At 65.6% G+C, this 26545-nt stretch carries 28 protein-coding genes; 11 read left to right on the top strand and 17 right to left on the bottom strand.

Features of this window, described 5'->3' with window-relative positions; translation table 11 throughout:
- Positions 1 to 80: 80 nt before the first annotated feature.
- The 3 genes from CJ028_RS21720 (at position 81) to CJ028_RS09865 (ending at position 2707) form a co-directional block, all read left to right on the top strand.
- Positions 81 to 203, top strand: coding sequence for a hypothetical protein (locus tag CJ028_RS21720; RefSeq protein ID WP_255408738.1), 123 nt, complete (start codon positions 81 to 83; stop codon positions 201 to 203).
- 77 nt (positions 204 to 280) lie between these two features.
- Positions 281 to 1204: a metal-dependent hydrolase gene (locus tag CJ028_RS09870; protein ID WP_240607181.1), complete on the top strand. Its 924-nt coding sequence runs from the start codon at positions 281 to 283 to the stop codon at positions 1202 to 1204.
- Positions 1205 to 1444: 240 nt separating this feature from the next.
- Positions 1445 to 2707 (top strand): acyl-CoA dehydrogenase family protein, encoded by a 1263-nt coding sequence (locus CJ028_RS09865; RefSeq protein WP_105035071.1) that lies wholly within the window; start codon positions 1445 to 1447, stop codon positions 2705 to 2707.
- A gap of 106 nt (positions 2708 to 2813) precedes the next feature.
- Here the strand turns inward: CJ028_RS09865 and CJ028_RS09860 are convergent, their stop codons facing one another.
- From CJ028_RS09860 to CJ028_RS09820, 9 genes are all read right to left on the bottom strand, one after another.
- Positions 2814 to 4037: an acetyl-CoA C-acetyltransferase gene (locus tag CJ028_RS09860; RefSeq protein ID WP_105035070.1), complete on the bottom strand. Its 1224-nt coding sequence runs from the start codon at positions 4035 to 4037 to the stop codon at positions 2814 to 2816.
- An 88-nt stretch (positions 4038 to 4125) separates the two neighbouring features.
- Positions 4126 to 4800 carry a 3-oxoacid CoA-transferase subunit B gene (locus CJ028_RS09855; protein WP_105035069.1) on the bottom strand — a complete coding sequence of 225 codons (675 nt, stop codon included), beginning with the start codon at positions 4798 to 4800 and terminating at the stop codon, positions 4126 to 4128.
- Positions 4800 to 5594 carry a CoA transferase subunit A gene (locus tag CJ028_RS09850; RefSeq protein WP_105035068.1) on the bottom strand — a complete coding sequence of 265 codons (795 nt, stop codon included), beginning with the start codon at positions 5592 to 5594 and terminating at the stop codon, positions 4800 to 4802. The genes CJ028_RS09855 and CJ028_RS09850 overlap by 1 nt, the downstream gene beginning before the upstream one ends.
- A 12-nt stretch (positions 5595 to 5606) precedes the next feature.
- Positions 5607 to 6914 carry a bifunctional 3-oxoadipate enol-lactonase/4-carboxymuconolactone decarboxylase PcaDC gene (gene pcaDC, locus CJ028_RS21815; protein ID WP_105035067.1) on the bottom strand — a complete coding sequence of 436 codons (1308 nt, stop codon included), beginning with the start codon at positions 6912 to 6914 and terminating at the stop codon, positions 5607 to 5609.
- Positions 6911 to 8446, bottom strand: a complete 1536-nt coding sequence (locus CJ028_RS09840; protein ID WP_105035066.1) for a lyase family protein — start codon at positions 8444 to 8446, stop codon at positions 6911 to 6913. Before CJ028_RS09840 ends, pcaDC begins: the two co-directional genes overlap by 4 nt.
- Positions 8439 to 9026 carry a protocatechuate 3,4-dioxygenase subunit alpha gene (pcaG, locus tag CJ028_RS09835; RefSeq protein ID WP_105035065.1) on the bottom strand — a complete coding sequence of 196 codons (588 nt, stop codon included), beginning with the start codon at positions 9024 to 9026 and terminating at the stop codon, positions 8439 to 8441. Before pcaG ends, CJ028_RS09840 begins: the two co-directional genes overlap by 8 nt.
- A 59-nt stretch (positions 9027 to 9085) precedes the next feature.
- Positions 9086 to 9904 (bottom strand): protocatechuate 3,4-dioxygenase subunit beta, encoded by an 819-nt coding sequence (pcaH, locus tag CJ028_RS09830; RefSeq protein ID WP_105035064.1) that lies wholly within the window; start codon positions 9902 to 9904, stop codon positions 9086 to 9088.
- A gap of 35 nt (positions 9905 to 9939) precedes the next feature.
- The gene (locus tag CJ028_RS09825; RefSeq protein WP_105035063.1) at positions 9940 to 11121 is read right to left on the bottom strand and encodes a 4-hydroxybenzoate 3-monooxygenase; all 1182 of its coding nucleotides are present in this window, start codon (positions 11119 to 11121) and stop codon (positions 9940 to 9942) included.
- 112 nt (positions 11122 to 11233) lie between these two features.
- A complete protein-coding gene (locus CJ028_RS09820; protein ID WP_161498949.1) occupies positions 11234 to 11998 on the bottom strand; it encodes an IclR family transcriptional regulator in 765 nt (254 codons plus the stop codon).
- A 212-nt stretch (positions 11999 to 12210) separates the two neighbouring features.
- Here CJ028_RS09820 and CJ028_RS09815 point away from each other — a divergent pair, with 212 nt between their 5' ends.
- From CJ028_RS09815 to CJ028_RS09800, 4 genes are read left to right on the top strand one after another with little or no spacing between them, the layout of a single operon-like run.
- Positions 12211 to 13173 (top strand): ABC transporter substrate-binding protein, encoded by a 963-nt coding sequence (locus CJ028_RS09815; protein ID WP_105035061.1) that lies wholly within the window; start codon positions 12211 to 12213, stop codon positions 13171 to 13173.
- A 51-nt stretch (positions 13174 to 13224) separates the two neighbouring features.
- Entirely contained in the window at positions 13225 to 14028 is an 804-nt protein-coding gene (locus CJ028_RS09810; protein ID WP_105035060.1) for an ABC transporter permease, read from the top strand.
- Positions 14025 to 14798, top strand: a complete 774-nt coding sequence (locus CJ028_RS09805; RefSeq protein ID WP_105035059.1) for an ABC transporter permease — start codon at positions 14025 to 14027, stop codon at positions 14796 to 14798. The genes CJ028_RS09810 and CJ028_RS09805 overlap by 4 nt, the downstream gene beginning before the upstream one ends.
- Positions 14788 to 15648, top strand: coding sequence for an ABC transporter ATP-binding protein (locus tag CJ028_RS09800; protein WP_240607180.1), 861 nt, complete (start codon positions 14788 to 14790; stop codon positions 15646 to 15648). Before CJ028_RS09805 ends, CJ028_RS09800 begins: the two co-directional genes overlap by 11 nt.
- A gap of 61 nt (positions 15649 to 15709) precedes the next feature.
- Here the strand turns inward: CJ028_RS09800 and CJ028_RS09795 are convergent, their stop codons facing one another.
- Together CJ028_RS09795 and CJ028_RS09790 are read right to left on the bottom strand one after the other, a co-directional pair.
- On the bottom strand, positions 15710 to 16720 hold the full coding sequence (locus CJ028_RS09795; RefSeq protein ID WP_105035058.1) for a PDR/VanB family oxidoreductase: 1011 nt from the start codon (positions 16718 to 16720) through the stop codon (positions 15710 to 15712).
- Between the two features lie 12 nt (positions 16721 to 16732).
- Positions 16733 to 17854 (bottom strand): aromatic ring-hydroxylating dioxygenase subunit alpha, encoded by a 1122-nt coding sequence (locus CJ028_RS09790; RefSeq protein ID WP_105035057.1) that lies wholly within the window; start codon positions 17852 to 17854, stop codon positions 16733 to 16735.
- Positions 17855 to 17951: 97 nt separating this feature from the next.
- On the opposite strand from CJ028_RS09790, the gene CJ028_RS09785 reads away from it, so the two are divergent.
- Positions 17952 to 18554 (top strand): PadR family transcriptional regulator, encoded by a 603-nt coding sequence (locus CJ028_RS09785; protein ID WP_105035056.1) that lies wholly within the window; start codon positions 17952 to 17954, stop codon positions 18552 to 18554.
- A gap of 7 nt (positions 18555 to 18561) precedes the next feature.
- Here the strand turns inward: CJ028_RS09785 and CJ028_RS09780 are convergent, their stop codons facing one another.
- From CJ028_RS09780 to CJ028_RS09755, 6 genes are all read right to left on the bottom strand, one after another.
- A complete protein-coding gene (locus CJ028_RS09780; RefSeq protein ID WP_105035055.1) occupies positions 18562 to 20115 on the bottom strand; it encodes an acyl-CoA synthetase in 1554 nt (517 codons plus the stop codon).
- Between the two features lie 105 nt (positions 20116 to 20220).
- Positions 20221 to 21219: an ABC transporter substrate-binding protein gene (locus CJ028_RS09775; RefSeq protein WP_105035054.1), complete on the bottom strand. Its 999-nt coding sequence runs from the start codon at positions 21217 to 21219 to the stop codon at positions 20221 to 20223.
- Positions 21220 to 21269: 50 nt separating this feature from the next.
- Positions 21270 to 21725: a MaoC family dehydratase gene (locus CJ028_RS09770; RefSeq protein ID WP_105035053.1), complete on the bottom strand. Its 456-nt coding sequence runs from the start codon at positions 21723 to 21725 to the stop codon at positions 21270 to 21272.
- A 25-nt stretch (positions 21726 to 21750) separates the two neighbouring features.
- A complete protein-coding gene (locus tag CJ028_RS09765) occupies positions 21751 to 22902 on the bottom strand; it encodes an acyl-CoA dehydrogenase family protein (RefSeq protein ID WP_105035052.1) in 1152 nt (383 codons plus the stop codon).
- Entirely contained in the window at positions 22899 to 23783 is an 885-nt protein-coding gene (locus CJ028_RS09760) for an amidohydrolase family protein (RefSeq protein WP_105035051.1), read from the bottom strand. Before CJ028_RS09760 ends, CJ028_RS09765 begins: the two co-directional genes overlap by 4 nt.
- Complete coding sequence (locus CJ028_RS09755; RefSeq protein WP_276309378.1) at positions 23783 to 24724, bottom strand: SDR family NAD(P)-dependent oxidoreductase; 942 nt, start codon at positions 24722 to 24724, stop codon at positions 23783 to 23785. Before CJ028_RS09755 ends, CJ028_RS09760 begins: the two co-directional genes overlap by 1 nt.
- A gap of 106 nt (positions 24725 to 24830) precedes the next feature.
- Between CJ028_RS09755 and CJ028_RS09750 the strand changes: the two genes are divergently transcribed.
- The 3 genes from CJ028_RS09750 to CJ028_RS09740 all read left to right on the top strand — a co-directional run bounded on the left by CJ028_RS09750 (position 24831) and on the right by CJ028_RS09740 (position 26534).
- Complete coding sequence (locus CJ028_RS09750; protein WP_240607179.1) at positions 24831 to 25433, top strand: MarR family winged helix-turn-helix transcriptional regulator; 603 nt, start codon at positions 24831 to 24833, stop codon at positions 25431 to 25433.
- A gap of 114 nt (positions 25434 to 25547) precedes the next feature.
- Complete coding sequence (locus CJ028_RS09745; protein WP_129590454.1) at positions 25548 to 25937, top strand: hypothetical protein; 390 nt, start codon at positions 25548 to 25550, stop codon at positions 25935 to 25937.
- Positions 25938 to 26063: 126 nt separating this feature from the next.
- Positions 26064 to 26534, top strand: a complete 471-nt coding sequence (locus CJ028_RS09740; protein WP_105035049.1) for a hypothetical protein — start codon at positions 26064 to 26066, stop codon at positions 26532 to 26534.
- Positions 26535 to 26545: the final 11 nt, after the last annotated feature.

The raw sequence follows: 26545 nt of genomic DNA, 5'->3' as shown, positions 1-26545 counted from the left end.
TGCCGCAAGATGACGTTTGGCTCAAACCCGCGTATTCTCAAGGTGACGGGGCCCCACGGCTCGGCGCGAAGGAGTACACAATGGCTGACAAATCACCGAAAAAGGATGCAACCAAGAAGGTTGCCGACAAGTCCCTCAAGGAAAAGAGGGCCGACAAGAAGGCGAAGTCTGAAGAGACCGCTTCTCGGGCCCGCAAGAGCTAGGTTCTGCATCTTCTCGGTGCCAGGTTTTCTGGTACCACGCGCTGCAGTAGCAAGCGCAGTGAGGTGCCGCCACGATCGTGGCGGCACCTTTTTTCTCGCTGCTCGGCAGCATCCGCTTGAAAGGACCAGCCATGACCCTGCCCACCGAAGACACCCGGGTGCTCTACCCGGGCGGCGCCGTCGAAACCCAGGCGACCGTGTTGCACTCCGAGCAGCTGCCGGGCGGCGGGTTTGCGGTTCTGCTCGACGTGACAACCGTGCATCCGGTCGATGCGGGCTGGCCCGACCAGGGCCCAGACCTGGCCCTGCTGCACCACGGCGCCGCGTTCTGGCCGGTCGAGGACTGCATCGTGGGAGCCACCGACGGGTCGGCGCTGTATGTCGGCGAGGACATTCCGGTGGGCAAGGGAACGCCGGGCTGGGCATTCGTCGTAGTGCACGTGGTCGACGCGGACGGGCTCTCTACCGGCGACACGGTCACCGTCGAGGTCGACGAGGGTCTGCGCGACAATACGAGTGCCGGGCACACGAGCTGCCACCTCGCCTCGCTCGCGCTCAATCTCGCGCTGGCCGACCGTTGGAAAAAGGCGGTGCGGCCCGACGCCCTGGGCCATCCCGATTTCGACGGGCTCGCCATTGACGAGTCGCTGATCGGCCAGAATGCCTCGGTCGACACCTACCGGCTCGGCAAGTCGCTGCGCAAGAAGGGTTTCTCGGTGGACGGGTTCGCCGAGGCGCTGCCCCGGATCGAGGCGGCCACCAATGCAACTCTCCTACACTGGACATCAACGGATGCCGCGGTGCGCATCGACCGCGACGGCGACCTGCTGACGGATCGCCGCTACTGGGTCTGCGAGCTGCCGGGCGCGAGCGTGCGGATTCCCTGCGGCGGCACCCACGTCACCTCGCTTGGCACCCTCGGTGTCGTGACCGTGACGCTGGGACTGCACGACCTGGATGGCACCGACGTGCTGACCATGAATACGTCCGCCACGCGCTAGCTGCGAGTTCAAGGGGTTTAATCGTTCAAATCGGGCCGAGAGTCGCACCTCGGCACTGGGGCGTGCGGCAGCCGCCACGTGAACGTGCGATTTAGGGTTTGGTCCACTCGCGCAGAGAGGGCAATCTGGCGAGCCTAGTCCGCCAACTCTTTCGCACTATGCACGGTCTAAAGACGATAGATTGCGCAATTGGGCTCTTTGGCGCACAATTCAGGTGTACCAGGTCAGAGAGGACCAGCCATGAGCATTGTCATTGTCAGCACCGAAAACGACGCCAAGAGCGGCGGGGACGACGCACCGACCACTGCCGAGAGCGGCTCCACCGAGCAGGCCAGCCCCGCTTTCTACACCGGCCCGACCGCCGACTTCTTCTCTTATCAGGACCTGCTCACCCCCGAAGAGCAGCAGCTCGTGGCCGAGTCCCGCGAAGTATTCGAGCGAGAGATCCGCCCGGTCGTGGCCGAACACTGGAACAACGCCACTTTTCCCTTCGAAATCATTCCTGTGCTCACCTCCCTCAACCTCGTTGAGCTGTGCGCCCGTGGCAACAATTTCTTGCTGCACGGGTTCATGACCCTCGAGCTTTCCCGCGTGGATGCCTCCATCTCCACCTTCGTCGGCGTGCACAGCGGACTGTTCGCGGCCGCCATTGCCCAGCTCGGCACCGACGACCAGCGCGAACGTTACCTGGCCGACGCCGTCTCGCTGCGCAAGATCGGAGCGTTCGCCCTCACCGAGCCCGAGCACGGCTCCGATGTCTCGCGCAATATGGAGACGACCGCCACCCGCAGTGGCTCCAACTGGACCCTGAACGGCATCAAACGCTGGATCGGCAGCGGAACCTTCGCAGCCAACGTGCTGGTCTGGGCCCGCGACACCGCCGACGACCAGATCAAGGGCTTCATCGTCGACGCCACCCTGCCCGGCTTTAAGGCCGAGGCCATCGAGAACAAGATCGCCCTGCGCATCGTGCAGAACGCCACGATCACCCTCGACAACGTCGTAGTCGCCGAGCGCGACCGGCTTCCGGGAGCCACGAGCTTTCGCGACACCAACCGGCTGCTCACCAACTCCCGCGTCTGGGTCGGCTGGCAGACCGTCGGACTGCAATTCGCCGCCTACGACCACGCCCTGCGCTACGCCCTCGAACGCCAGCAGTTCGGCAAGCCGATCGCGTCGTTCCAGCTCGTGCAGGAGAAGCTCGTGCGCATTCTCGAGAACGCGACGACGTCGCTCGGCACGATGGTACGCATCGCCCAGCTGCAGCAGGCCGGCACCCTTCGCCCCGAGCACGCCGCGCTGGCCAAGGCATCCTCCAGCGCCCGAATGCGCGAATCCGTGGCGCTCGGCCGCGCGGTGTTCGGCGGCAACGGAATTTCCACCGACTTCGGCATGGCCCGCGTCTTCGCCGACGCCGAAGCGCTCTATACCTACGAGGGCAGCTACGAAATCAACACCCTCCTGGTCGGCCGGGCCATCACGGGCATCTCCGCGTTCCAGTAGCGCTCTAAGTTCTCGGTCGTCGGGCGCCGAGCCGTGAGTTTCAGAACCATTTGACTTTGCCCGCGATTTTCGGGCCGAAACTCACGGATCGGCAAAGCGGATGCTGTTACGCGCGCTCGAAGATGGCCGCCAGGCCCTGGCCGCCTCCGATGCACATGGTTTCGAGGAGGTAGTGGCCCTCCGTGCGCTGCAAGTGGCGGGCGGCCGTGGCCAGGATGCGAGCGCCGGTCGCGCCGACCGGGTGGCCGAGACTGATGCCCGAGCCGTTAACGTTGGTGCGGGCCCAGTCGTCGGGGGTGAAGTTCCATTCCCGGCTGACGGCGAGCACCTGGGCGGCGAACGCCTCGTTGAGTTCGATCAGGTCGATGTCGGCGAGGGTCAGCCCGGCACGCTCAAGCGCGAGTTTTGTCGCGGGTACCGGGCCGAGGCCCATACGGGAGGGCTCGACTCCGGCGCGCGCCCAGGACTTGAGGCGCACCAGCGGGGTCAGTCCGAGTTCGGCCGCTCGCTCCGGGGTGGTCACGATGCACGCGGCAGCGGCGTCGTTCTGGCCGCTGGCGTTGCCGGCGGTGACGGTGGCGTCGGCATCCGCTTTGCCCATGATGGGCTTCAGGCCGGCGAGGGCCTCGAGGGTTGTTTCGCGCGGGGTCTCGTCGACGGAGACAACGACGGGGCCCTTGCGGCCGGGCACGGTGATCGGCACGATCTCGTCGACAAAGCGGCCGTCGGCGACGGCGGCGAGGGCGCGGCGCTGGGATTCCACGGCGAGTTCGTCTTGTTCGACCCGGTCGAGGGAATAATCGCGGCGCAGATTCTCGGCGGTTTCGAGCATGCCGCCGGGGACTGGATAGTTGCGGCCACCGGCGGTTTCGCGACCGCGGCCGAGGGCATCGCGCAGCAGCACTCCGGCCGTTCCGGCCAGGCCCCAGCGGGAATCGACCGTGTAGAGCGGGGCCTGGCTCATGACGTCGACGCCGCCGGCAATGAGCAGATCGCTCACGCCGGTTTGCACCTGCATGGCGGCGTCGAGGATGGCCTGCAGGCCGCTGCCGCAGCGGCGGTCGACCTGCACGCCGCCGACGGTGACGGGCAAACCGGCGTTGAGCGCGGCGACCCGGGCGACGGGCGCGGCCTCGGCCGAGGGATACGCCTGGCCGAAGATGACGTCGTCAACGAGGGCGCCATCAAGGCCGGTTCGTTCCAGGAGCGCGACGATCACCGCCGCGGCGAGGTCGGCCGGGGCGACGGTCTTGAACGCGCCGCCGAAGCGACCGATCGGGGTGCGTAGAGGTTCGCAGATGACGACCTGGCGAAGGGTGGTGCTGGTCATACGGAGGCTCCGTTGCTGAGGATGACGGTACGGGCGTTGCGGATGCGCAGGGCACCCCGGGCGAGCGTGGAAGCCGCGGAGCGCACGATCATTCGGCAGCCCCGAGCAGGGTCGTGATCGTGGTCGGCGGGGTCGGCAGGAGCAGGGTCGCCTCGGTGGCGGCCTGCACGTCATCGACGGTGACGCCGGGTGCGACCTCGCGCAACACGAGCCCCTCGGGGGTAACGTCGATCACGGCGAGGTCGGTAATGATGCGGGTGACGACGGCCTTACCGGTGAGCGGCAGGTCACAGACCTTCTTGATCTTGAACTCACCGGTCTTGGTCACGTGTTCCATGACAACGATGACGGTTTCGGCGCCGTGCACGAGGTCCATCGCACCGCCCATGCCCTTGATCATCTTGCCCGGCACCGCCCAGTTGGCGATGTCACCAACCACCGACACCTGCATGGCGCCGAGCACGGCCACGTCGATCAGGCCGCCGCGGATCATGCCGAAGCTCTGCGCCGAGTCGAAGTACGCGGCTCCCGGGTTGACCGTGACGGTTTCCTTGCCGGCGTTGATGAGCTTGGGGTCGGCCTCGCCCTCCCACGGATAGGGGCCGACACCGAGCACGCCGTTTTCGGAGTGCAGCACGACGTGCACGCCCTCGGGCAGAAAGTTCGGAATGAGCGTCGGCAGACCTATTCCCAAATTGACATATGAGTCGGGGGCGAGTTCCTGGGCGGCACGGGCCGCCATTTCGTTGCGCGTGAGGGCCATCAGTTTGTTCCTTCCAAAGATGACGGACGCGGCCGCGTCGTCGTCTTCTCGATCGGCAGATCGGCGGCGTCGACCGCTCCGAGCTGCACGATGCGGTTCACATAAATGCCGGCGAGGTGCACCTCGTCGGGGTCAATCTGGCCGGGTTCGACGAGTTCGTCGACCTCGGCGATGGTGATGCGGCCGGCCATACCGGCCACCGGGTTGAAGTTGCGAGCCGATTTCTCGAACACCAGGTTGCCGTGCCGGTCACCCTTGGCGGCACGCACCAGAGCGTAGTCGGTGACGATGGCCTCTTCGAGCACGTACTCCTTCTCGCTGCCGAGCGACGAGAACAACCGGGTCTCCTTCGGCGGCGACGACACCGTCACCGCACCGTCGGGGCCGTAGCGCCAGGGCAGTCCGCCGTCGGCAACCATCGTGCCGACACCGCTCGCGGTGAAGAACGCCGGAATTCCGGTACCACCAGCCCGCAACCGCTCGGCCAGGGTTCCCTGCGGTGTGAGCTCGACCTCCAGTTCACCGCCGAGGTAACGACGGGCGAAGTCCTTGTTCTCACCGATATACGACGCGATGACCCGGGCTATGCGACCCTCGCGCAGCAACTCGCCGAGCCCCCAACCGTCGACGCCGCAGTTGTTCGACGCGACGTGCAGGTTGGTGCTGCCGAGCGCCAGCAGCGCACGGATGAGCACGATCGGCACGCCAACCAAGCCGAACCCGCCGACGGCGAGTGAGGCGCCATCGGGAATGTCGGCGACGGCAGCCGCGGCGGAGGGATAGGTCTTGTCCATAGTTCGAGGTCCTTAGCTGGGCCGAATGGTGGTGTCGTCGGAGGAGTTTTCAGCAGCCGCATCGAGCCCGGCGAAAGCCTCCCGGGCCACGGCGAACGCGGCGTTGGCGGCCGGCACGCCCGCATAGATCGCGGTGTGCAGAATCGCCTCGCTGATCTCGGCACGGGTAAGCCCGTTGGTCAGGGCTGCGCGCACATGCATCGCGAGCTCACCCTCATGCCCGCCGGTGACGAGAGCGGCGATGGTGAGGAAGCTGCGGGTACGCCGATCGAGGCCTGGCCGCGTCCAGATCTCGCCCCAGGCATAGCGGGTGATGAAGTCCTGGAACACCGCGGTTTCGGGGGTGATCGCGGCGGTAGCTGCGTCGACATGCTTGTCGCCGAGTACCGCGCGGCGCACCACCATGCCGTCGGCATAAGCGGATGCCGCGGTACGACCGGCCGGCAGCGGTGCGGCCGCGTCGGTCGGTCGCGGCGCCGCAGACCCGACGTCGAGACCAGCGCCAGCAGCACCGGTGCCGACGTGGACGGACACAGCCGAGACCCTGGCCAGCCACTCCGCCAGAATTGCGCCGACCTCGGCCGGGCGCTCGAGCGACGGCAGGTGCGCGGCCCCGGCGATCACGGCCGAAGCAGCCCCCGGGATGCGGGCCGCCAACTCCTGAAGCTGCGTGGTCGGCGTCACCGCATCGAACTCTCCCGAGACGCACAGCACGGGCGTGCGAATCGTGCCCAGGGCATCCGTTTGGTCGAAGACCGCGAGCGCCTCGCAGGCGAGTGCGTAGGATTCGTCGTCGATGTCGAGCAGCTGGTTGAGCGCGTGCGCGCCGGCCTTGGGGTCGCGGCCGAGAAAGTCGGGTGCGAACCAGCGGGACGCGCTGCCGGCGATGAGCGAGGGGGTGCCGCTCGCCCGCACCCCGGCGGCCCGGTCGGTCCACGCATCGAACGTTCCGATTTTCGCCCCGGAGCACAACACGGCGAGGCTCGCGAGGCGGCCCGGGTGCTTCACGGCGAGGGCGAGGCCGATGGCGCCGCCGAGGGAGATTCCGGCGTAATGAAACGTGTCGACGTCAATCGAGTCGACCAGCCCGACAACGGCGTCGGCGACCTCTTCGAGGGTGAAGGCTGCCGAGGTCTTCGGGCTGAACCCGTGTCCGGGCAGGTTGAAACAGAGCACCCGGTGGGACTGGGCGAGAGCCGGTACAACGCTGGCCCAGAGGTCGGTGGTCGTGCCGAGCGAGGGGCCGAGCACGATGAGCGGTGCGTTGGCGTCTCCGTTTCGCGCCGACTCGATGGTGCAGAGAATGACGGGCTGGGTCATGCGATCCTCACGTCATTGTTGGAGCGAGCAGGGTCGTCCGCGGCAGCGCCAGGGGCGGCCGCCTTCGCGGAGTCTCCTTCGACCATATCGGTAGAGTTGGCCGGTGCGGCACGCTGCGCGGCGGCATCCGCTCGGTGGCGAAAGGCGCGCACGACGCGATCGATGCCGGCCGCCGATTGGCCAGGCTCTCCCTCATAGTCGAAGGCCGCCCAGATTTGAGCACGCAGCGCATCGGAACAGCCCTCGGCGATCAGGATGCTCGCGAGCACCACCTGCAGCGGTCGGTTGGTGACGAAGGCTTCTTGCGAGGCACGTTCGACCAGCGCGAACGCCGTGGTCTTGCCGACGGTCTCGGCCAGGATCGTGGTGACCCGTTCGCTGAAGACGAGTCCGTCGGTGAGGTCGAGATTCGCGCGCATACGATCCGGGTCGACATCGAGGCGGGCGGCGAGCGACGCGGCGCCGGTCACCGCCGAAATCGTGAGCCGTTCGAGCACCCGCAGCGACTGCCATTCGGCATGCCAGGCGCCGCTCGGACGCTGGTCTTCGGCTAGCATGCTGCCATAGAGAGTGGATGCGAGACCCGGCGTCTGCAGCGCCGCCGCCGTGATCAGCACGGCTGATACCGGGTTTCGTTTGTGCGGCATGGCGCTGGATCCGCCCTGGCCGGGAGCAAGTCGTTCGCTGACCTCGGCGATTTCGGTGCGGGAGAGCACCGATACGTCGAGGGCGAAGGTGCCGGCGACACCGGTTGCGGCGGCGAGCACCGAGGCCAGTTCGGAGATGACGACGCGGTTAGTGTGCCAGCTGAGGCGCGGCACGTCCAGGCCGGTGTGGTGGGCAAACCGGTCCAGTACTGTGTCAAGAATGTCGGCGGTGACCGATTCGCTGCGCCTTGCCCTGGCGATCTCAGTGATCACAGAAAGGTTGCCGACGGCGCCGCCGAGTTGCACTGGCAGAGTGTCCCGAATGCCGTTGAGGCGGGTGAGGATGAGCAGCACGGCGTCGAGCCAGCCGGCCGCTACGAAGCCGAAGCTGGTCGGCGAGGCCTGCTGGCCGAGGGTGCGGCCACTCATCACGGTGCCGCGGTGTTCGTCGGCGAGGTCGGCGAGGGTCGCGCCGAGGGAATCGAGCTGGTGGATCAGCTCGCAGGTCACCCGGCGAGCCACGATCATCGCGGCCGTGTCGAGAATGTCCTGGCTGGTCGCGCCGACATGGATGTGGTCGGAGGCTCCAGCCTTGATCTTCTCGGCCGCCCGACCGAGGTGCTTTACGAACGGAATCACCGGATTGCCGCCGCCGCGCGCCTCGAGCGCAATCGCGCCGAGGTCGAACTGGCTCGCATCGGCGAGCGCGTCGCAGACCTTGAGCATCCACTCGGGGGCTAGTCCCGCGTCGACGAGCGCGTGGGTGAGCGCGAGCTCAGCGTCGACCATCGCCTGCAGCCACGCCTGGTCGCTGGTCAGCTCTGACTCCCGGGTGCCGTGGCTGAGCGGGTTGAGCAGCCCGGCGTCAAACGTGAAGTTAGGCATCGAAGTCCAGAAAGACGGTCTCGTTTTCGCCCTGAACGCGGATGTCGAAGCGGTACGATTCGGCTCCCCCGACGACTCCCTCTGACACGCAGATGAGCGTGCCGCGGCGGTCTGCTGGCACGGCACTGAGCACGGCGTCGGTAGCGTGCAGGGCGGAATCTTCGGCGAAGTAAGCCCGGGTGAACAGGTGATGGGTGACTCCGCGGGCGAACACGGTCACCAGAATGTAGGGCGCTGCCGCCCCGGCGGCCCCTGGCTTGAGCGTTGTGAAGGTGTAGTGGCCGGCGATCGTAGTGGCGCAGCGGCCGAAGCCGGTGAAGGTGAAGCCGTCGCGGTCGATGCTGCCGAGTTCTCGGCTGAGCGCGCCGCTCTCGTCGGCCTGCCAGATCTCGAGCAGGGCGTCGAGGATCGGCTCACCGGCTCCGTCGGTGACGGTGCCGTGGAAGCGGATGGCGCGGGGATGGTACCCGGGAACCAGCTCAGGCCCGCCCACATAGGGCAGGGCGTAGCCGTAGAACGGGCCAACCGTCTGCGAAGGGGTTTGCAGGGTGGGTGACTGCGCGGTTGTGGGCTCAGTCATGGTCTTCTTCGCTTTCCATCCAGGTGGACTCTCTCGGGATCAGTCCGGTGCGCACGAGGTTAGTCATGGTCTTCTTCGCTTTCCATCCAGGTGGACTTGGGTCCGGTGAGCACGATGTCCCAGTTGTAGCCCAGCGAGAACTCGGGCACGCTCAGGCTGTGGTCGTACTGCCCGACCAGGCGGGCGCGGGCGTCTGCGTCGGCGATCGATTGGTAGATCGGGTCGAGCGCGAACAGGGGGTCACCGGGAAAATACATCTGCGTGATCAGACGCTGCGTGAACGCGGTGCCGAACAGGGAAAAGTGGATGTGCGCTGGTCGCCACGCATTCATGTGGTTCTTCCACGGATAGGGGCCAGGCTTGATGGTGGTGAAGGAGTACTCACCGTTCTCGCCGGTGATGGCGCGGCCGACCCCGGTGAAGTTGGGGTCGAGCGGCGCGGGGTGCTGATCGCGTTTGTGCACGTAGCGTCCGCCAGCGTTGGCCTGCCACAGTTCGATCAGCTGGTGCCGCACAGGGCGGCCCTCACCATCGAGCACGCGACCGCTCACGGTTATCCGTTCGCCGATCGGCTCACCGGTGTGCTGGATGGTGAGGTCGCTTTCGAGCACGTTCACATCGGTGTGGCCGAAGGCGGGTGAGACCCGTTCGACCTCTTCCGGGTCGACGCGCACGAGTTCGTGGGTGGGATGGCGCAATAGGGAACTGCGATACGGAGCGTAGTCGCGGCGAGGCTGCAGCTCGGGCGAGCCGCCGGCGGCGACGCGGGCGGCGGCATCCGCTTCGATCGCTTCGATCTCGGCCGTGATTTCGTTTTGGCTCGCCGGGCCGGTGCCTGGCCGAATGCCGCTGTGCGACGGAACTGGTGTCTGGGTCATGATCTGTCCTCGATTGATTAGAGCAGTTCGGCGGGTTAGAGCAGGAGGCCGGTGTACTGCTCGGCGAGCATGCGCTGGGCGAGCGGCGAATGGGTGACGTAGTCGAGCTGGCCGAGCTGGCTGCGGTAGTCGAAGGCGCCGGTCTGTAGGTCGCCAGGGCTGGTGTGCAGCATCTCGGTCATCCAGCGGGAGAACTGCTGTACCCTCCATTGCCGGGCCAGCGCACTTTCGCTGTAACCATTGAGGAGGATTTCGTCGTTGGCGTAGAACGCGGTGAGTGCCGCCGCGAGTTCTGTAACGTCGGAGATGGCGGAGTTGAGGCCCTTCGCTCCGGTGGGCGGCACGATGTGGCCCGCGTCGCCGACCAAAAACAGGTTGCCGTAGGCGAGGCGCGAGGTGACAAAACTGCGCATCGGGGTGATTGATTTGTCGGTGATCGGCCCTTCGTTCAAGGTCCACCCTGGGGTGCCGAGCCGAGTGTGCAGCGCTTCCCAGATGCGCTGGTCTGACCAATTCTTGATATCGTCGGCCGGGTCGACCTGCAGGTACAGGCGGGAGACCACCGGAGAACGCATCGAGAGCATCGCGAAGCCGTCTTCGTGCAGCGCGTAAACAAGCTCGTCGGAGGACGGCGCCACGTCGGCGAGGATTCCGAGCCAGGCGTAGGGGTAGCTGCGGTCGAACAGGGTGATTTCTTCGGTGGGGATCGACGCGCGGCAAATGCCGTGAAAGCCGTCGGCCCCCACGACGAAGTCGGCGTTGATGGTGTGTTGCTCGCCATCGTGCACGAACGTCACGCTCGGGTTCTTGGTCAACAGGCCATCGACGGCGACGTCGGACGCTTCGTAGTAGATCGTCGACCCGGCGTCGGCGTGCGCGGTGACGAGGTCTTTCACGACCTCCTGCTGGCCGTACACGGTAACGGTGCGACCAATCAGCTCGTTGAAGTTCACGTTGTGGCGCTCTCCGGCGTACTGCAGGTAGATTCCGTCGTGATGCAGACCCTCGGATGCGAGGCGGTCGCCCAGTCCGAGACGGGTCAGGGTTTCGACCGAACCCTGTTCCAGTACGCCGGCTCGGATGCGGCCGAGCACGTAGTCCTGCGAGCGGTTTTCGACGACGATCGAGTCGATGCCGGCGCTCTGCAGAGCCCAGCTGAGGAGAAGACCGGCGGGACCGGCGCCGATTATGGCGACGCGGGTGGTTTCGTGGGGCACAGGTTCTCCTAGCGACGATGACAGGGGGTGTTGTGATCAGTGTGCTGCGCCGCTCAGCTCAACGGGCGACTTCTTCCACCCAGTGAAAGTGTTGACAATCAATCAATTTCGATCATTGTTGGGCGCGGCGATAGCCGAGCGCCCGACTCACGCCCTGGGCCGCCACCCGCACGGCCCGCTCCTGCTCAGGGTCGATGGTATCGGTGGTGCGAGTCACGATCGAGACCGCCGCTACAACCTGGCCGGTACGGTCCCTGATGGGCGCGGCGATCGAACTCGAGCCCGCGGTCATCTCCTCGGACATGCGGGCCAGGCCGAGCAATCGAATCTCGGCGAGCCGTTTGCGTACGGCTTCGGGTTCGGTGACCGTGCGCGGCAGAAAGCGCTGCAGGTTGGTCGCGAGGTACTGCTGCACCACGTCGGACGGAGCGTAGGCCAGCAGCACCAGGCCGACCCCGGTGGAGTGCAGAGGCAGGCGCGCGCCGACCCGGGAGATCAGGCGCACCGCGTGGTGGCCAGACAGCTTCTCTAGGTAGAGGGCGTCGCGGCCGTCGAGAATAGCGAGGTGCACGTGCTCGCGCGTCGTCTCATAGAGGTCTTCGAGGTACGGCAGCGCGATAGTGCGCAGATTGCGGGCCGTCGGAGTCTGCACGCCGAGTTCCCACAATTTCATGCCGAGCGAATACTGGCCGTTCTCGTGCTTGCTCAGGCCACCCCAGCTGACCCACTCGGCGACGAGCCGGTGCGTGGTTGACAGCGGCAGGTTGGCCCGCTGGGCGATGGCCGTGAGAGTCAGGGTGAGCGAGGTCGCCCCGGCGGGAGCCGCGAAGGCGTCGAGAATGGCGAAGAGTCGGGCCGCGACGGAACGATCGTCCACGGCTATATCGTCGCCGCTCGCCCTTTTCTGTGCCGGTTTTCCACTCATTACACGTCACGCTACCGCGATCCGCCGAGAACTTCCACTGAATGGAAGCGTAGGTTTGAGCGGCGAAATCCGTGGCTAGTCTCCAATCAGAGCCGATCATCAGGCTCGCAGCGCCCCGCGTACCCACAGCAGCACGACCCGCACCACCACACAATGGAGTGAACATGAAGAAACTGCACCTGATCGGACTTGCCGCGGCATCTGTTCTCGCCCTCAGTGCCTGCTCGGCCGGCGCCGACAGCACTGCCCCCGCCGGGAGTGACGCCCTCACGCCCGTCACGGTGGGTGTCATCCCGATCGCCGATACCGCTCCCCTCTACCTAGGCCTCGACCAGGGCTTCTTCAAAGACGAAGGCCTTGACCTCACCATCGAGACCGCGACCGGCGGCGCCGCGATCGTGCCGGCCGTCGTCAGCGGCGACTACCAGTTCGGCTTCAGCAACCTGGTCTCGCTCATGGTCGCCAACGACAAGGGTCTGCCGCTGAAGGTCGTCAACTCGGCCGTCGCCTCGACCGGCGATGTTACGAGCGACTTCGGCGCCGTGATCGTCAAGGGCGACTCCCCCGTCGAAACGCTCGCCGACCTCGACGGCAAGACCGTCTCGGGCAACAGCCTGAACAACATCGTCGACACGGTCATGCGAGCCTCAATCGACCGCCTCGGCGGCGACTCCTCGTCGATCTCCTTCGTCGAAATTCCGTTCCCGGACGCCAGCGCGGCCGTCGAAAACGGTCAGGTCGATGCGGCGTTCGTCGTTGAACCGTTCGTCACCGCCGCCATTGAAAGCGGCCAGCGCGTCATCTCCTACGGCTACGCCGACTTCGATGTGAACCTCGACGTCGCCGCGTACTTCTCCTCTGCCGCAACCGTTGAGGGCGACCCGGAGCTCGTAACCAAGTTCCAGTCCGCGATGAAGAAGTCGCTCGAATACGCAGAGGCTAACCCCGACGCCGTGCGCGCGATCATCGCGACCTACACCAAGACCCCGCCCGAAGTGCTCGCGAAAATCGTGCTCCCGAAGTTCCCGACCGAATTCAACGTGGATGCCGTCACTGCGCTCGGCGAAGCTGCCCTCAAGTACGGCGTGGTCGAGACCGCGCCCGACGTGAGCACCTTCCTGCCGTAATTCGCAGCATCCGTTTCAATCGCACCGACCACGAGGAAGTGGCTTGCCAGAATGAGAAAACAACGTAGCGCTGCTGCCGGGCCGAAAGCGAAAGCTTTGGGCCTGGGCATCAGCGGAATTATCCTGTTCTTCCTGATCTGGGAAGCCGCTCCCCGCCTCGGACTGGTCAGCGACCGCTACCTGCCGCCGGCCAGCGAGGTGCTCGTGCGCCTCGGCCAGTACCTGACCGAGGCCGCATTCTGGAACGACGTCGCCGACACCATGACGAGCTGGGCGCTTGGCCTGTTCATTGCCACGGTCGCTGCGATCGTCGTCGGCCTCATCATCGGCTCCAGTCGGTTCCTCCGCCGCGCCACCCACACCACGATCGAGTTCCTGCGCCCGATCCCCTCGGTCGCCCTCATCCCCCTCGCCGTGCTGATCTTCGGCACCAGCATCGAGTCGACCCTGCTGCTGGTGGTCTATGCCTCCTTCTGGCAGGTGCTGCTACAGCTGCTCTACGGCATCGCCGACGTGGATGCCGTCGCCAACGACACCGCGAAAAGTTACGGCCTCGGCCGGCTCGCCCGGGTGCGCTACGTGATCTGGCCCACCGCCCTGCCGTATCTGATGACCGGGCTGCGCCTGGCCGCAGCCGTCGCCCTGATTCTGGCGATCACCGCCGAACTCATCATCGGCACCCCCGGCCTCGGCAAGCAGATCGCCCTCACCCAAGCGGGCGGCGCAATCTCGTCGATGTATGCCCTCGTACTGGCGACCGGCATGATCGGCGTGCTCATCAACCTCGCCGCCCGCATCGTTGAAAAACGCGTGCTGTCCTGGCATCCCTCCGTGAGAGGAGAAGTCGTCCTGTGAGTCCCCTCAAACGCGTCACCTACTTCGTCGGCCTTCCCATTCTGCTCATCGTGCTCTGGTACGCGCTGTCCTTCGGCTCCACGAACTTCTTCGTACCCAAGCCCATCGAACTCGCCCAGACCCTGTGGACCACCTGGATCGGCGACCGCTTCTTCGACGACGTGCTACCGAGCCTCGGTCGCCTCGCGGTCGGACTATTCTTTGCGATCGCCCTCGGCATCGTGCTCGGCCTGCTTATCGGCTCCACCCGCTGGCTGCGCAACCTGCTCGAACCACTGCTCGAATTCTTTCGCGCCATCCCACCGCCGGTGCTGGTGCCGCTGCTCATGCTGCTCATCGGCGTCAACGACAGCATGAAGGTGGCCGTCATCATCTCCGGCGCCATCTGGCCGGTGCTGCTCAACACCGTCGAGGGTGTTCGCGCCGTCGACTCCGTACTCAACGACAGCTGCCGCAGCTACGGTATTGCCGGCTTCGCACGCATCCGCTATTTCGTGCTCCCCGCAGTGACACCACAGATCATGGCCGGTGTGCGGCAGTCGCTGTCGATCGGCCTGATTCTCATGGTGATCAGCGAGATGTTCGCCTCGTCGTCGGGCCTCGGCTTCACGATCGTTCAGTTCCAACGCAACTTCGCCATCCCCGAAATGTGGAGCGGCATCGTCGTACTCGGCCTGATCGGCCTGGGCCTGGCCATCATCTTCCAATTCGTCGAACGACGGGTACTGCACTGGTACCACGGTCTGAAGGAAATCACTCATGACAGTTAGCGAGACCACCATGAACCAGCCCGTCCAGGCCGTGCCGATGCTTTCGGTGCGCGGCCTGCAGAAAATCTACAAGGTGCCGGGCGGCGAGGTCGAGGCCGTGCGCGACCTCACCTTCGACCTCGCCGAGGGCGAACTGGTCTGCCTCGTCGGGCCCTCCGGATCGGGCAAGACCACTTTGCTCAAGTGCATCTCCGGCCTCATGGAACAGACCAGCGGCACCGTCGAACTCAATGGCAGCAAGGTCACCGGCCCGCCCAAGTCGATGGCCGTCGTCTTTCAGGAATACGGCCGCAGCCTGTTCCCCTGGATGACCGTGCGCGCCAACGTGGAACTGCCCCTGAAGAACCAGAAGGTGCCCAAGAACGAACGCGCCGCGCTGGTGGATGCCGCCCTGAAGTCGGTCGGGCTGGACCACGTGCCGAAAAGCTACCCCTGGCAGCTGTCCGGCGGCATGCAGCAGCGTGTGGCGATCGCCCGCGCCGTCGCCTACCGCCCGCAGGTGCTGCTGATGGACGAGCCGTTCGCCGCCGTCGACGCGCAGACCCGCGCCGACCTCGAAGACCTCATCCGCACCATCTGGAAGCAGCTCGGCGTGACGATTCTGTTCGTCACCCACGACATCGACGAGTCCGTCTACCTCGGAGAGCGCGTCATCGTGCTCTCGAGCTCCCCCACCGTCGTGCAGGAAGACCTCAAAATCGACCTGCCCGCCGAACGCGACCAGCTCAACACCCGCGCCCTCCCACGCTTCATGGAGCTGCGTTCGCACGTCTACGCCGAGATCCAGCGCGCCAAGCTGGGCCCGGTCACCGAGCAGATCACCGCGCAGCGCAGAGCGTCGCTCAAGTAGAAGCCCACACAAAGCGGATGCCCCGGCGACAATCACCGGGGCATCCGCTTTTCTGTGACCGCTAGGAGACGGCGATCGTGACGATCGCGGGGCCGCCGCGCGCGGCATCCGCTTGCAGGCCGGTGGGCGAGGTGACAGCGCGGGAGACGCAGCAGCACATTGTGGCGGCGGCGTGCTGCTGGCGTTCGCTGTAGAACACGTCGCGGTGGTCGATGGCTCCCTCCAGGGCGAGCACCTTGACCTCGCACAGGCCACATTCCCCCTTGCGGCAGTCGAACATCATCTCGACGCCGGCATCTTCGAGGGCTTCGAGCATTGACCGACCAGCCGGCACGCGCGCTTCGACGCCGAGACGCGGCACCCGCACGATGAACTCCTCCGGGTCGTACCAACCGCTGTTCCCGAAGGTTTCGAACCGCAGGTTGGGGTCGTTGAGCTCGCGTTCGCGCCAGGCGCGACGCACCGCATCCATCAGGCGGATCGGCCCGCACATGTAGAGCTCCGCTTGCGAGTCAACACTGCCGACCAACTCGGCCACCGACAATTCGGTGCCCTCGTCGTCGATGTGTACCCGCAGGTTGTCGCCGTGCAGCGCGAGCAGTTCGGGCAGGTAGGCCATGCGCTCGCGGCTGCGCGCCGCGTAGACGAGCGTGTAATTGGCCCCGAGATTTCTCAGTACCCGCGCCATATTGACGATCGCGGTCACACCGATGCCGCCGGCCAGCAGCACGTAGTTGGGCGCGCCGACCCGCAGCGGAAAGTTCTGCAGCGGCTGGGTGATCTCGAGAGTGTCGCCCGGCTGCAAGGAGTGCATGAAGATCGAGCCGCCGCGGGACAGCGGCACCTGCAGCACGCTGATCCCCACCCGGGACCCGTCTTCGGTGGAGTCGACGACGGAGTAGGAGCGCTTGTGCCGCTCCCCGTTGATCGTGACAAACAGGTCGAGGTGCGAACCTGGTTCGGCCCGTTTCGGTGAGGCCGGCGCCAGCACGATGCGTTGGATGTTGGTGGCGACGGCCATGGTCTCGATGACCGTCGCCTGCTGCCACACCTCAATATTGGTTGCTGCCATGCTTCGGCCCGCCTAGTTGGCGCCGCGAACGCGGCCGGCGCGGCCAGCGGAGACCGTGCGGCCCTCGGCCTCGAGCATCCGCTCGATGAGGCGGCGTACCCACAGACCGCCGGCGTCAATGTTGAGGTTGTAGAACTCGTAGTCGGGGTTGGCGTCGATGGCGGTCTGCTGGGCCAGGAGCATGTCTTCATCTTCCTTGAACACGCCGGAGACTCCGGCGCGCAGCTGTGAGGTGATCAGCTGGCTTTCCAGGCGGTAGTTGCGCATGAAGGCCCAGAAGTAGTGGGCGCTCCGGGCTGTTTCCGGGGTGATCGTGTTCATCACGTAGCCGTTGACGCCCTGGCTGCGATCACCTTCGGGCGCTCCGGTGCCGGCCTTGGCAACTCCGACATCGATGTTGATGGTCGAGGGCGCTTCAAAGTGGATTATCTGCCACCGGTCGACCTTGCCGGTGAAACCCGGAAACTTGTCGCGCATGTTCTTCAGCCAGAACGGCGGGGCATCAATGTTATGCATCCAGCGCGAGACGGTGACGGTCGTGTCGTCGTGGGTAACCTCGAAGTCGGAATCGCTCAGCTCGGCCTGGCCGATGCTCGAGCCGTGCACAAATTCTTCGTGGGTGAGATCCATCAGGTTGTCGAGCACGAGCTGGTAGTTGCAGGTGACCGGAATAGTGAGGCCGTCGCCGGCCCACTCGGGGTGGTCCATCTGGTGCATGTCTGGAATGGTGTCCGGGTTGGCGAGGGTCGCGTCCCCGAGCCAGACCCAGAGAAAGCGGTGGCGTTCGACGACCGGGTACGAGGGCACGGTCGCGCTCGGGTTGATGGTCTCCTGGGCCGGCATCGACACGCAGCGGCCGGCCGAGTTGTAGACGATGCCGTGATACGGGCATTGGATTTCGTCCTTGGCGAGCAGTTTGCCCTGCGACAGCGGGGCGAGGCGGTGCCAGCAGGCATCGGCGAGTGCCACCGGTCGGCCGTCTTCGGTGCGGTAGATGGCGAGCGGCTTGTCGGCGACCTTGCGGGAGATCAGCTTGCGGGTGACCTCGTGGTCCCAGGCGGCGACGTACCAGGCGTTCAGGGGGTAGTTGAGCACCTTGTTCGTGGTCGAACTCTTGGTCTGGATAATCGTCATTGAAAACCTCCGGTCAGCTATCTATCCCCATAGATAGTTAGCGCAGGTCCAGACTATCTATGCTGGTAGGTACTTACAAGACTGAAAGGGGAACGCCGTGAGCCTTCGACACGCGCTGCTGGCGCTACTCACCGTGGAGCGGATGACCGGCTACGACCTGTCGAAAGCGTTCCAGGCATCCGTTTCACATGTCTGGCATGCCCCCGACTCGCAGATCTACCCGGAACTGCGCCGAATGGAGGCCGACGGGCTGCTCGTCGGCACCGAGGTTCCGTGGGGGCCGCGCGGCATGAAGCGCGAATATCACGTGACCGAGGCCGGCCGAGGTGCCTTTCGCGCCTGGATGAACGAGCCACTCAGCTATACCCGGGAGCGCGACCCGGCCCACCTCAAGGCCGCCTACCTTGAGTGGGCCGAGCCCGACGCGGCCCGCGCGCAGCTGCGCGCGCACATCGCGAACTTCGAGGAACAGCGCACCGAGTGGCTCGAGAAGGTGCGCGAGATCGATACCGGAACGAGCACCATGCTTGAAAAACGCCTCGCCCACGCGCCGGCGAGCGAGCACGCCGCCATCCGCGCCTATAAGCGCTACACCTATGAGGGGTTGATCGCGCGGGCCGAGCACGAGATCCAGTGGGCCGAGCGGGGTCTCACGCTCATCGATGAGCTCAATAGAACGGATGCCCCGCCACCAGCCTGATCGGTGCTCACGAAACCGCGTGAGCCTTGCGCAGGTCGGCCTTACGGATTTTACCGCTCGCGGTGCGCGGCATCTCGGCGACGATCACGACGCGTTTGGGAATCTTGTAGCGGGCGAGCCGGTCGCTCAGGTGCGCCTGGATGTCGTCTGGCTCGAGGGTGAAGCCATCGCGCACGGTGACGACGGCGCAGGGCACCTCGCCCCACTTCTCGTCGGGTACCCCGATCACGGCGACGCTGGAGACCGCTTCGAGTTCGGAGATGGCCAGCTCGATCTCGGCCGGGTAGATGTTCTCGCCGCCGGAGATGATCATGTCTTTCAGCCGGTCAGAGATGAACAGGTAGCCGTTTTCGTCGGTGTAGCCCATGTCGCCGGAGCGAAACCAGACGTTGCCGGCGTAGCTGTCGGCGGTGGCCTCTGCGCGGTTCCAGTACTCACGAATGACGTTCGGGCCGGAGATCTGAATCTCGCCGACCTCGCCGTCTGGCACTTCGGCGCCGGTCTCGTCGACGATGCGCACGTCGGTGAAGAAGTGCGGTAGCCCGGCCGACCCGGCCTTCTCGCGGGATTTGTGCGGGGCGAGACTCGTCGCCCCCGGCGCCGTCTCGGTGAGGCCGTAGCCGCCCGAGAAGGACAGCCCGCGTTTCTCGTAGGCCTCGAGCACCCGCACCGGCACCGCCGAACCACCACAGGTCAGTTTTTGCAGCGAGCTAATGTCGGTGCTCTCCCAATCGGGGTGCTCGCACAGAAGCTGGTAGGTGGTGGGCACGCCGCTGATCACGGTGGCTTTGTGCTGCTCGATCAGGTGCAGGGTACGGCCAGGCTCGAACCTGGGCTCGAGCACGACGGAGCCGCCCTTCAGCAGGGTCGGCAGCACCCCCATGCCGAGCGACGCGACGTGGAACATGGGTGCGATCATGAGGGCGACGTCGCTGCTGACGAAGTCGTAGTCGACGAGCACATTGAAACTGTTCCAGGTCATGTTGCCGTGGGTGAGCAAGGCTCCCTTGGGCTGGCCGGTCGTGCCAGAGGTATACAGAATCAGCGCGGGGTCGTCGAGGCTGACGTTCTCGTCGCGGTGCGTGGCTGGGGCGCCGGCGATGACCTCCTCGAGGTTCTCGACCAGAAGGCCGGCGGGGCCGGTCTCGGCGGCTGGGGCGGCGGCATCCGCTACCCGAATGCGCTGCACGACCTGCGTGCCGCGGGAACCGCGCACGGCCAGGTCGGTCAGGCTCGCCGCATGAACGAGGATGCGGCTGCCCGAATCCGTCAGGGCGAAGGAGATCTCGGGAGCGGCCAGGCGGGTGTTGAGCGGCACAAAGATGGCGCCGAGCACACCGCAGGCGAAGAGCGTCTCAAGAAACGCCGGATGATTCTCGCCGAGATAGGCCACGCGATCACCCGAACGGATGCCGCGCGCATCGAATGCGTTCGCCAGCCGGTCAACCCGCTCGGCGAACTCGCCGTAGCTGAGGCGATCGTCGCCGCTGATCAGCGCCGTCTGGTCGGCCGACTTCACGCGTCGGCGGTGGATCCAGGAACCGAGACCTTGGTTATGCATCGTTGCATGTACCTTTCACACGTCTCCGCAGGCGGAGACACTGACACGGAATGGGTCAGGGGCGTGCTCACCGTACTACAGAGCACACCCCTGATTGACTGCTGACTAACTGGCGATCATGGCAGAGACGTCGGGGGCCGTGGCGACGATCTGATACTTCTGCATGAGGTCTCCAAGGTCGGCCAGCACGTCGGCGGGCACCTCACCGTCGAAGGTCTCCATTTTCATATTCTCGGCGACTCCCGCGTCCATACCCATGAAAGCGGGGAGAGTGGCGCGCACGTCATCGAGGTTCGCTTCGGCCGCGGCGAGGGTCTCGTCGACGGCGTCCCGAAATTTAACCAGGGTGTCGGCGTTGGCGGTGGCGTACTTGGCGCTCGTGAAGGTGACCATGGTGGGCAGGCCGGGGAGGGCCTGCTGGTTCGGATAGCCGATGAGCTTGAAGTCGCTGCTCGCGAGGGCCTTGCTCAGGAACGGCTCCGGCAGCCAGATGGCGTCGGTGTTCCCGGCTGCGAGCTGGGCTTCCATGTCGGGGAACGGCATCTCGTTGAACTTGATCAGGGACGAGTCTGCGCCGTCGATCTCGGCGCTCTCCTTGATGGTGAGATCGCCCTGGGTGCTCACCGCGTTGACGGAGACGGTCTGGTTTTCGAGGTCGGCGAAGCTGTCGATGCCCGAGTCGGTGCGCACGACGACACCGTTGATGTCGTCGCCCTCGGCCTTCGAGTTGCTGTACCCGGTGACGATTTGCATCTCGAGGCCCTTGTCGACGGCGACCATGACCGAGAGCGGGTTGCCGATGGCGAAGTCCATGCTGCCGGCGTAGACGGCGGGCAGCATCGCGGCGCCGCCCTGGCCGGTCTGCAGTTGCACGTCGAGGCCGTGGCTCTCGAAGATACCCTCGTCGATGCCGTACTGCATCGCGACGGAAGGGGCGATCGCGAGCACGCCCACGGTCACGCTGGTCAGGGCGCCGTCGGCGGCGTCGGCCGTCACGTCGGCTGCCGGGGCCTCGGCGGCACAGCCGGTGAGGGCCAGGGCGGCGACCAAGAGACCGGTCAGGCCCGTGACGGTGCGAACGCGGGTCAGGTTGCTGTGAAACATGGTTCCTCTTCCTTGAGGGTTAGGTGTTGCCCAGTCGAGCGGATGTGCGGTCAAACGTAAAAGCGGTACAGCGAGTGCGCGACGACGGCAGGTTTGGTGCCGCCCTCGATCTCGATGGTCTGGTCGACGCCGAGCTGCACGCCTCCGGCGATCTCGGTGACCGTCGCGATGGTGGCGCGCATGCGAATCTTCGAGCCGACGGTGACGGGCGCTGGGAAGCGCACCTTGTCGAGGCCGTAGTTGACCTTGGTGGTCACATCGGTCACGTCGAGCAGTTCGGTCCAGAACGGAATCGCGAGCGACAGGGTGAGAAAACCGTGCGCGACGGTAGTACCGAACGGGCCGTCCTTCGCCTTGACCGGGTCGGTGTGCAGCCACTGGTGGTCATCGGTGGCGTCGGCAAAAGTGTCGATCTGGGTCTGGTCGACCTCGATGTAGTCGGTATAACCGAGGTCGGTGCCGGCCAGGCCGGGCAGTTCGGCGAAGGTGGTGACAGTGGTACTCATGGTGCTCCTTATATATATGGGTCGCTTAGAGAAAGGCGCTGTGCCCGGTGACGGCTCGGCCGACGATGAGGCTGTTGATCTCGTGGGTGCCTTCGTAGGAGTACACGGCCTCGGCATCGGCGTGAAACCGGGCGACGTCGGTGTCGAGGGTGATGCCGTTACCGCCAACAACCTCGCGGGCCAACGCGACGGTGTGGCGCATCCGCTCGCAGCAGAACATCTTGGCCAGCGCCGAATTCTCCTCGGTGAACAGGCCGGCCTCTTGCTGCTGGGTGAGCCGCACGACGAGGCCGAGCGAGGCAGTGACGTTGCCGAGCATGGTGGCGAGTTTCTGTTGGGTGAGCGCAAACGCGGCGAGCGGCTTGCCGAACTGCTCGCGGGTTTTCACGTAGCGCAGGGCCGCTTCGTAGGCTCCGGCCTGCAGGCCGGTCGCGATCCAGGCCACATCGGACCGCATCGACCGCAGCAGGGCGGCGACATCCTTGAACGAGTTGATGCGCTGCAGCCGGTCACTTTCTTGAACCTGCACGTCGACGAGGTCGATGTCGGCGTTCTGCATGATGCGCAGGCTGGTCTTGCGCTCGATCTTCTGCAGCGTGACGCCGGGGGCATCCGTCGGCACCAAAAAAGCCTTGACACAGCCGTCGGCCTCGTCGCGGGCGAAGACGGCGAGCACGTCGGCACTCGTGGCGCCGCCGATCCAGCGCTTCTGCCCGTTGATCACCCAGCTGTCGCCGGTGCGACGGGCGGTGGTGGCGAGCCCTCCGGCGATATCGGAGCCGTGTTCCGGTTCGGTCAGCGCGAACACACCGGTGTACTCGAAGCTCGCAATTTTCGCATCGAGCGCGGCAGCCTGTTCCGGGCTGCCGCCCAGGTTGACTGTGGTGCGGAACAGTCCGGATTGCGCGTTGTAGAAGGTGGCGACGGATGCGTCGGTGCGGGCCAGTTCAAAATTGCGAAAGCCGCCGTAGAGCGCGCTTGCGCCCTGGTTCATGAGGTTTAGGTCGACAAGCTTCGGCACGATCTCGAACGGAAACTCGCCCGCCTCCCAGTGGTCGGCGAGAAGCGGCTGCACGTCGCTGTCGAGGACGGCGCGCAGTCGGGCGAGCACCTCGAGTTCGCTATCGGTGAGCAGCGTCGAAAAACCGAACTGGTCGCTCGGGTAGAAGTCGGTCATGCGAGAAGTCCAAGCAGACGCACGGCGTTGTCCTTGAGAATTTTCGGGCGCACGCTGTCTTTGAAGTTGAGGTCGGCGAAGTCTTTCAGCCAGCGGTCCGGGCTGATCAGGGGAAAGTCGCTTCCGAACAGAACCTTGTCTTGCAGGACAGAGTTGGCTTGGCGCACGAGGTTCTCGGGGAAATACTTGGGAGACCAGCCAGAGAGGTCGATGTAGACGTTCTGTTTGTGGGTAGCGACGGCGAGGGCTTCGTCCTGCCACGGCACACTCGGGTGCGCCATGATGATCGCCAGTTCGGGAAAGTCGGCGGCGACGTTGTCGAGCAGCATCGGGTTCGACAGGCCGAGTTTGAGGCCGAAGCCGCCGGGCAGGCCAGAGCCGATCCCGGTCTGCCCGGTGTGGAACAGGGCGGGCAGACCGAGGTCCTGCAGCGCGGCCCAGAGCGGGTAGAACTGCTCGTCGCTCGGGTTGAAGTTCTGCACGGTCGGGTGAAATTTGAAGCCCCGCACCCCGAAATCATTGGCCAGGCGCTCGGCCTGGGTGATCGCACCCGTTCCCCGAGTGGGGTCGACCGAGCCGAACGGAATCAGCACGTCGTTGTTGCGGGTGGCGCCGCGTGCGATCTCCTCGCTGCTGTTCGGGCGGTGGTTCAGGTTTCTGGAGGCGTCGACGGTGAACACGACCGCGGCCATGCTGCGTTCGCGGTACATGTCGGCGATCTCGTCGAGGCCGGGGCGCGGGGCATCCGTCTTGAAATATTTGCTCGCGGCATCGACGAGTGGCTGTGGAAGGGCGTTGTGCCCGTCGTCGCCGACCTCGATGTGCACGTGCGTGTCGATGGCCGTGAGCGCGTCAACGTCGAGGCCGAGTTCGTAGACCATTACGGTGCGACGGTCTGGAGTTCGGCGGGCAGCTCCGGCAGCTTCTCGCCGACGCTCTGCAACTTGTCACCGAACAGGGAGGAGAAATCTTCGCTGAGGGTTTCGACGGTCCAGCCGCCGGTTTCGAACGCGGTCGCGACGACCTCGGGGTGCGACCAGAGCTGGATGCGATCGCCGCCGGACCCGACGACCTGGCCGGTGATGTTGGCCGCAGCATCGGAGGCGAGAAAGCCGACGACTCCGGCGACGTCCTGCGCGGTGCCGTAGCCGAGCACCCGGCGGGCGAAGGGCGGCATGGTCTCGCCGCGGGCGGCAGCGTCGTTGAAGGCTTTGAAGAAGGGAACGGTGTCGGTCATCGCGGTCGCGGCGACGGGAACGACGGCGTTGACGGTGACGTTGGCCCGAGCCAGTTCCATCGCCCAGGTGCGCACCATGCCGACGATGCCGGCCTTGGCTGCGGCGTAGTTGGTCTGGCCGAAGTTGCCGCGCTGGCCGGTCGGCGAGCCGATGCAGATGATGCGGCCGCCCTCGTCCTGTTCGCGAAAGCGGATGGCCGCCTCACGCACACAGGTGAACGTACCGCGCAGATGCACGTTGATGACGGTGTCGAAGTCGTCGTCGGTCATCTTCCAAACCACGGTGTCACGCAGCACGCCGGCGTTGGTGACGAGGATGTCGAGGCGGCCGAAGCTCGCGACGGCTTGGGCGACGAGCTGCTGCGCGGTGGCGGTCGAACCGACCGGGGCGACGACGGCGACGGCCCGGCCCCCCGCACTGACGATGCTCGCCACGGCGTCATCGGCGATCAGCTGGTCGACATCGTTGATCACCACGGATGCCCCCTGCCGCGCCAATTCCTGCGCGTAGGCCAGTCCGAGGCCGCGACCGCTGCCGGTCACGATTGCTACTTTGCCGGTCAACGTCTTGCTGGTCAACATCATTGTGACTCCTCGCTGGTGTGGCGTCAGCGCCACGGGGTTGGTCTCGGTAAAACCAATGAAAACCTATACCGTTGAAAATGTCAACTAATTCGGTATGGTTTATTCTATGGAAATGACAGAGTCCGTTCCGGCCGCGACAGTGCCCGCGGTTTCTCACCCCGATGCGTCGGAAAGCGCGCCCCCTGACCCGGCCACGGGTTCCCCTGCGGGAATTGGCGGCGGCGCTGCCGTCGCGGCGGCCCGCCAAGCCACTGAGCGCATACGCGACCCCGACCGACTGCGGGACACCGACCTGGCTAATGAGATCGAGTTCATGACCGCGCGTGCTCGCTCGGTCGGTTCAGGTCGGGCGAACACGATGCTTGCCGAGCTCGATTTGCGCGTGCGATCGTATTCGGTGTTGTCCCTCGCCTGCAGCGGGCAGAACCCCTCCCAGCGTGAACTCGCCGGTTTTCTGAGCCTCGACCCGAGCCAGATCGTGGCCTTGGTAGACCACTTGGAGGATCTCGGCGCGGTCACCCGCGAGCAGGATCCGCGCGATCGCCGTTCCAAAGTAATCGTGGCCACCTTGGCCGGTCGGGTCCTCTTTCGGCAGGCTGCCGCGGTAATTCAGCAGGCCGAGGACCGTTCGTTGCAAGCCCTGAACCCCGCCGAGCGCGAGCAGCTGCGCTCCTTGCTCCGCCGCATCGCCTTTGAACCGTCCCCCTGAGTAGTTCACCGTGCCTGGCTCGGTGCGAATCTAAGAGAATTCTCACGCAGATCGTACTCGAGGCTCACGCGTGGGGCCCACACTAAGAGCACGGATTGTCGATCGGGAGGCATCATGAACGTGCGCAGCCGCTGGAGACGACCGTTGCTCGGGGTCGTCGGCGCCGGAGTGGGGGCGGTTCTGCTCATCGCCCTTACGGGTGCTCTGGCCGATTCGCTCGCCATCGCCGAACAGCCGGGGCGATCCGCTGGGGTTCCGGCCGTGTCGGTGCAGCCGACCGGGGAATCCACCGGAGCATCCACCGAGGCGGCGACACCGGCACCAGCACCGAGCCCTGAACCGACGCTGGCCGACCGGACCACCCCGAGCAGCACCCCGGAGGTCGTTCCCGCCCAGGATCCCATCGTCGTCGACGATCATGGCGGAGACAACCCGGGTCACGATGACGATTCCGGCCCTGACGATTCGGGCGGCAGCACGGGATCAGGCAGCAGCGACGGCTGATCCCCATGAGAGTGCTCTCATGCACCTCTCGTGTCTGTCTTACCGGCGTGCGGTTGATTGATCTTGTGGCGATAGACACCACGGAATCCATCCGCCGTTTGCTCGGCGCAGACGAAAGGTCACCCCATGTTTCAGACGACGAAGAAGCGCACCCTCACCCTCGCAGCCCTCGGCCTCGCCGGATTGATGTCGGTGGGCGTGATCGCCGCCCAAGCGAACACCGCCCCGACCCTCCTGACTCCGACCAGCACATCGAGCAGCACTCCCGCCGCCACCGACTCGCCCGATGCCCCCGACGACAGCGACGGTCGCGTCGGTTCGGGTAACGGGATCGACGACCTGGTCGATGACTCGATCAGCAACGACGTGAACGATGCCTCCGACGACAGCGACGGCCGTCTCGGCTCCGGCCATGGTGCCGACGACGTGAACGATGCGCCCGACGACAGCGATGGCCGTGTCGACAGCAATTCCGGCCCCGGTAGCGCGGCCACGGTCGACGAGTCCAGCAACTCCGGACACGACGACGCAGACAACACCAACTCCGGCAGCGACGACGGCAGTGACGAATCGGGCCACGGCAGCGATCACGAGTAGCCTGCCCGCCG

Source organism: Cryobacterium aureum, from assembly GCF_002954245.1.
Lineage (GTDB): Bacteria > Actinomycetota > Actinomycetes > Actinomycetales > Microbacteriaceae > Cryobacterium > Cryobacterium aureum.
Note: the sequence above shows the minus strand (reverse complement) of the source record. Positions and strands in the feature narration are given on the sequence as shown.

What these genes read in the sequence shown, in the direction of transcription:
- pcaG (WP_105035065.1), bottom strand. Translation starts at nt 9,026, where the DNA reads ATGACTGAGCCCACAACCGCGCAGTCACCCACCCTGCAAACCCCTTCG.
- CJ028_RS09780 (WP_105035055.1), bottom strand. Translation starts at nt 20,115, where the DNA reads ATGCATAACCAAGGTCTCGGTTCCTGGATCCACCGCCGACGCGTGAAG.
- CJ028_RS09775 (WP_105035054.1), bottom strand. Translation starts at nt 21,219, where the DNA reads ATGTTTCACAGCAACCTGACCCGCGTTCGCACCGTCACGGGCCTGACC.
- CJ028_RS09815 (WP_105035061.1), top strand. Translation starts at nt 12,211, where the DNA reads ATGAAGAAACTGCACCTGATCGGACTTGCCGCGGCATCTGTTCTCGCC.
- CJ028_RS09840 (WP_105035066.1), bottom strand. Translation starts at nt 8,446, where the DNA reads ATGCCTAACTTCACGTTTGACGCCGGGCTGCTCAACCCGCTCAGCCAC.
- CJ028_RS09760 (WP_105035051.1), bottom strand. Translation starts at nt 23,783, where the DNA reads ATGGTCTACGAACTCGGCCTCGACGTTGACGCGCTCACGGCCATCGAC.
- CJ028_RS09790 (WP_105035057.1), bottom strand. Translation starts at nt 17,854, where the DNA reads ATGACGATTATCCAGACCAAGAGTTCGACCACGAACAAGGTGCTCAAC.
- CJ028_RS09865 (WP_105035071.1), top strand. Translation starts at nt 1,445, where the DNA reads ATGAGCATTGTCATTGTCAGCACCGAAAACGACGCCAAGAGCGGCGGG.
- CJ028_RS09800 (WP_240607180.1), top strand. Translation starts at nt 14,788, where the DNA reads ATGACAGTTAGCGAGACCACCATGAACCAGCCCGTCCAGGCCGTGCCG.
- CJ028_RS09745 (WP_129590454.1), top strand. Translation starts at nt 25,548, where the DNA reads ATGAACGTGCGCAGCCGCTGGAGACGACCGTTGCTCGGGGTCGTCGGC.
- CJ028_RS09860 (WP_105035070.1), bottom strand. Translation starts at nt 4,037, where the DNA reads ATGACCAGCACCACCCTTCGCCAGGTCGTCATCTGCGAACCTCTACGC.
- CJ028_RS09850 (WP_105035068.1), bottom strand. Translation starts at nt 5,594, where the DNA reads ATGGACAAGACCTATCCCTCCGCCGCGGCTGCCGTCGCCGACATTCCC.
- pcaH (WP_105035064.1), bottom strand. Translation starts at nt 9,904, where the DNA reads ATGACCCAGACACCAGTTCCGTCGCACAGCGGCATTCGGCCAGGCACC.
- CJ028_RS09755 (WP_276309378.1), bottom strand. Translation starts at nt 24,724, where the DNA reads ATGATGTTGACCAGCAAGACGTTGACCGGCAAAGTAGCAATCGTGACC.
- pcaDC (WP_105035067.1), bottom strand. Translation starts at nt 6,914, where the DNA reads ATGACCCAGCCCGTCATTCTCTGCACCATCGAGTCGGCGCGAAACGGA.
- CJ028_RS09750 (WP_240607179.1), top strand. Translation starts at nt 24,831, where the DNA reads ATGGAAATGACAGAGTCCGTTCCGGCCGCGACAGTGCCCGCGGTTTCT.
- CJ028_RS09795 (WP_105035058.1), bottom strand. Translation starts at nt 16,720, where the DNA reads ATGGCAGCAACCAATATTGAGGTGTGGCAGCAGGCGACGGTCATCGAG.
- CJ028_RS09810 (WP_105035060.1), top strand. Translation starts at nt 13,225, where the DNA reads ATGAGAAAACAACGTAGCGCTGCTGCCGGGCCGAAAGCGAAAGCTTTG.
- CJ028_RS21720 (WP_255408738.1), top strand. Translation starts at nt 81, where the DNA reads ATGGCTGACAAATCACCGAAAAAGGATGCAACCAAGAAGGTTGCCGAC.
- CJ028_RS09740 (WP_105035049.1), top strand. Translation starts at nt 26,064, where the DNA reads ATGTTTCAGACGACGAAGAAGCGCACCCTCACCCTCGCAGCCCTCGGC.
- CJ028_RS09855 (WP_105035069.1), bottom strand. Translation starts at nt 4,800, where the DNA reads ATGGCCCTCACGCGCAACGAAATGGCGGCCCGTGCCGCCCAGGAACTC.
- CJ028_RS09770 (WP_105035053.1), bottom strand. Translation starts at nt 21,725, where the DNA reads ATGAGTACCACTGTCACCACCTTCGCCGAACTGCCCGGCCTGGCCGGC.
- CJ028_RS09765 (WP_105035052.1), bottom strand. Translation starts at nt 22,902, where the DNA reads ATGACCGACTTCTACCCGAGCGACCAGTTCGGTTTTTCGACGCTGCTC.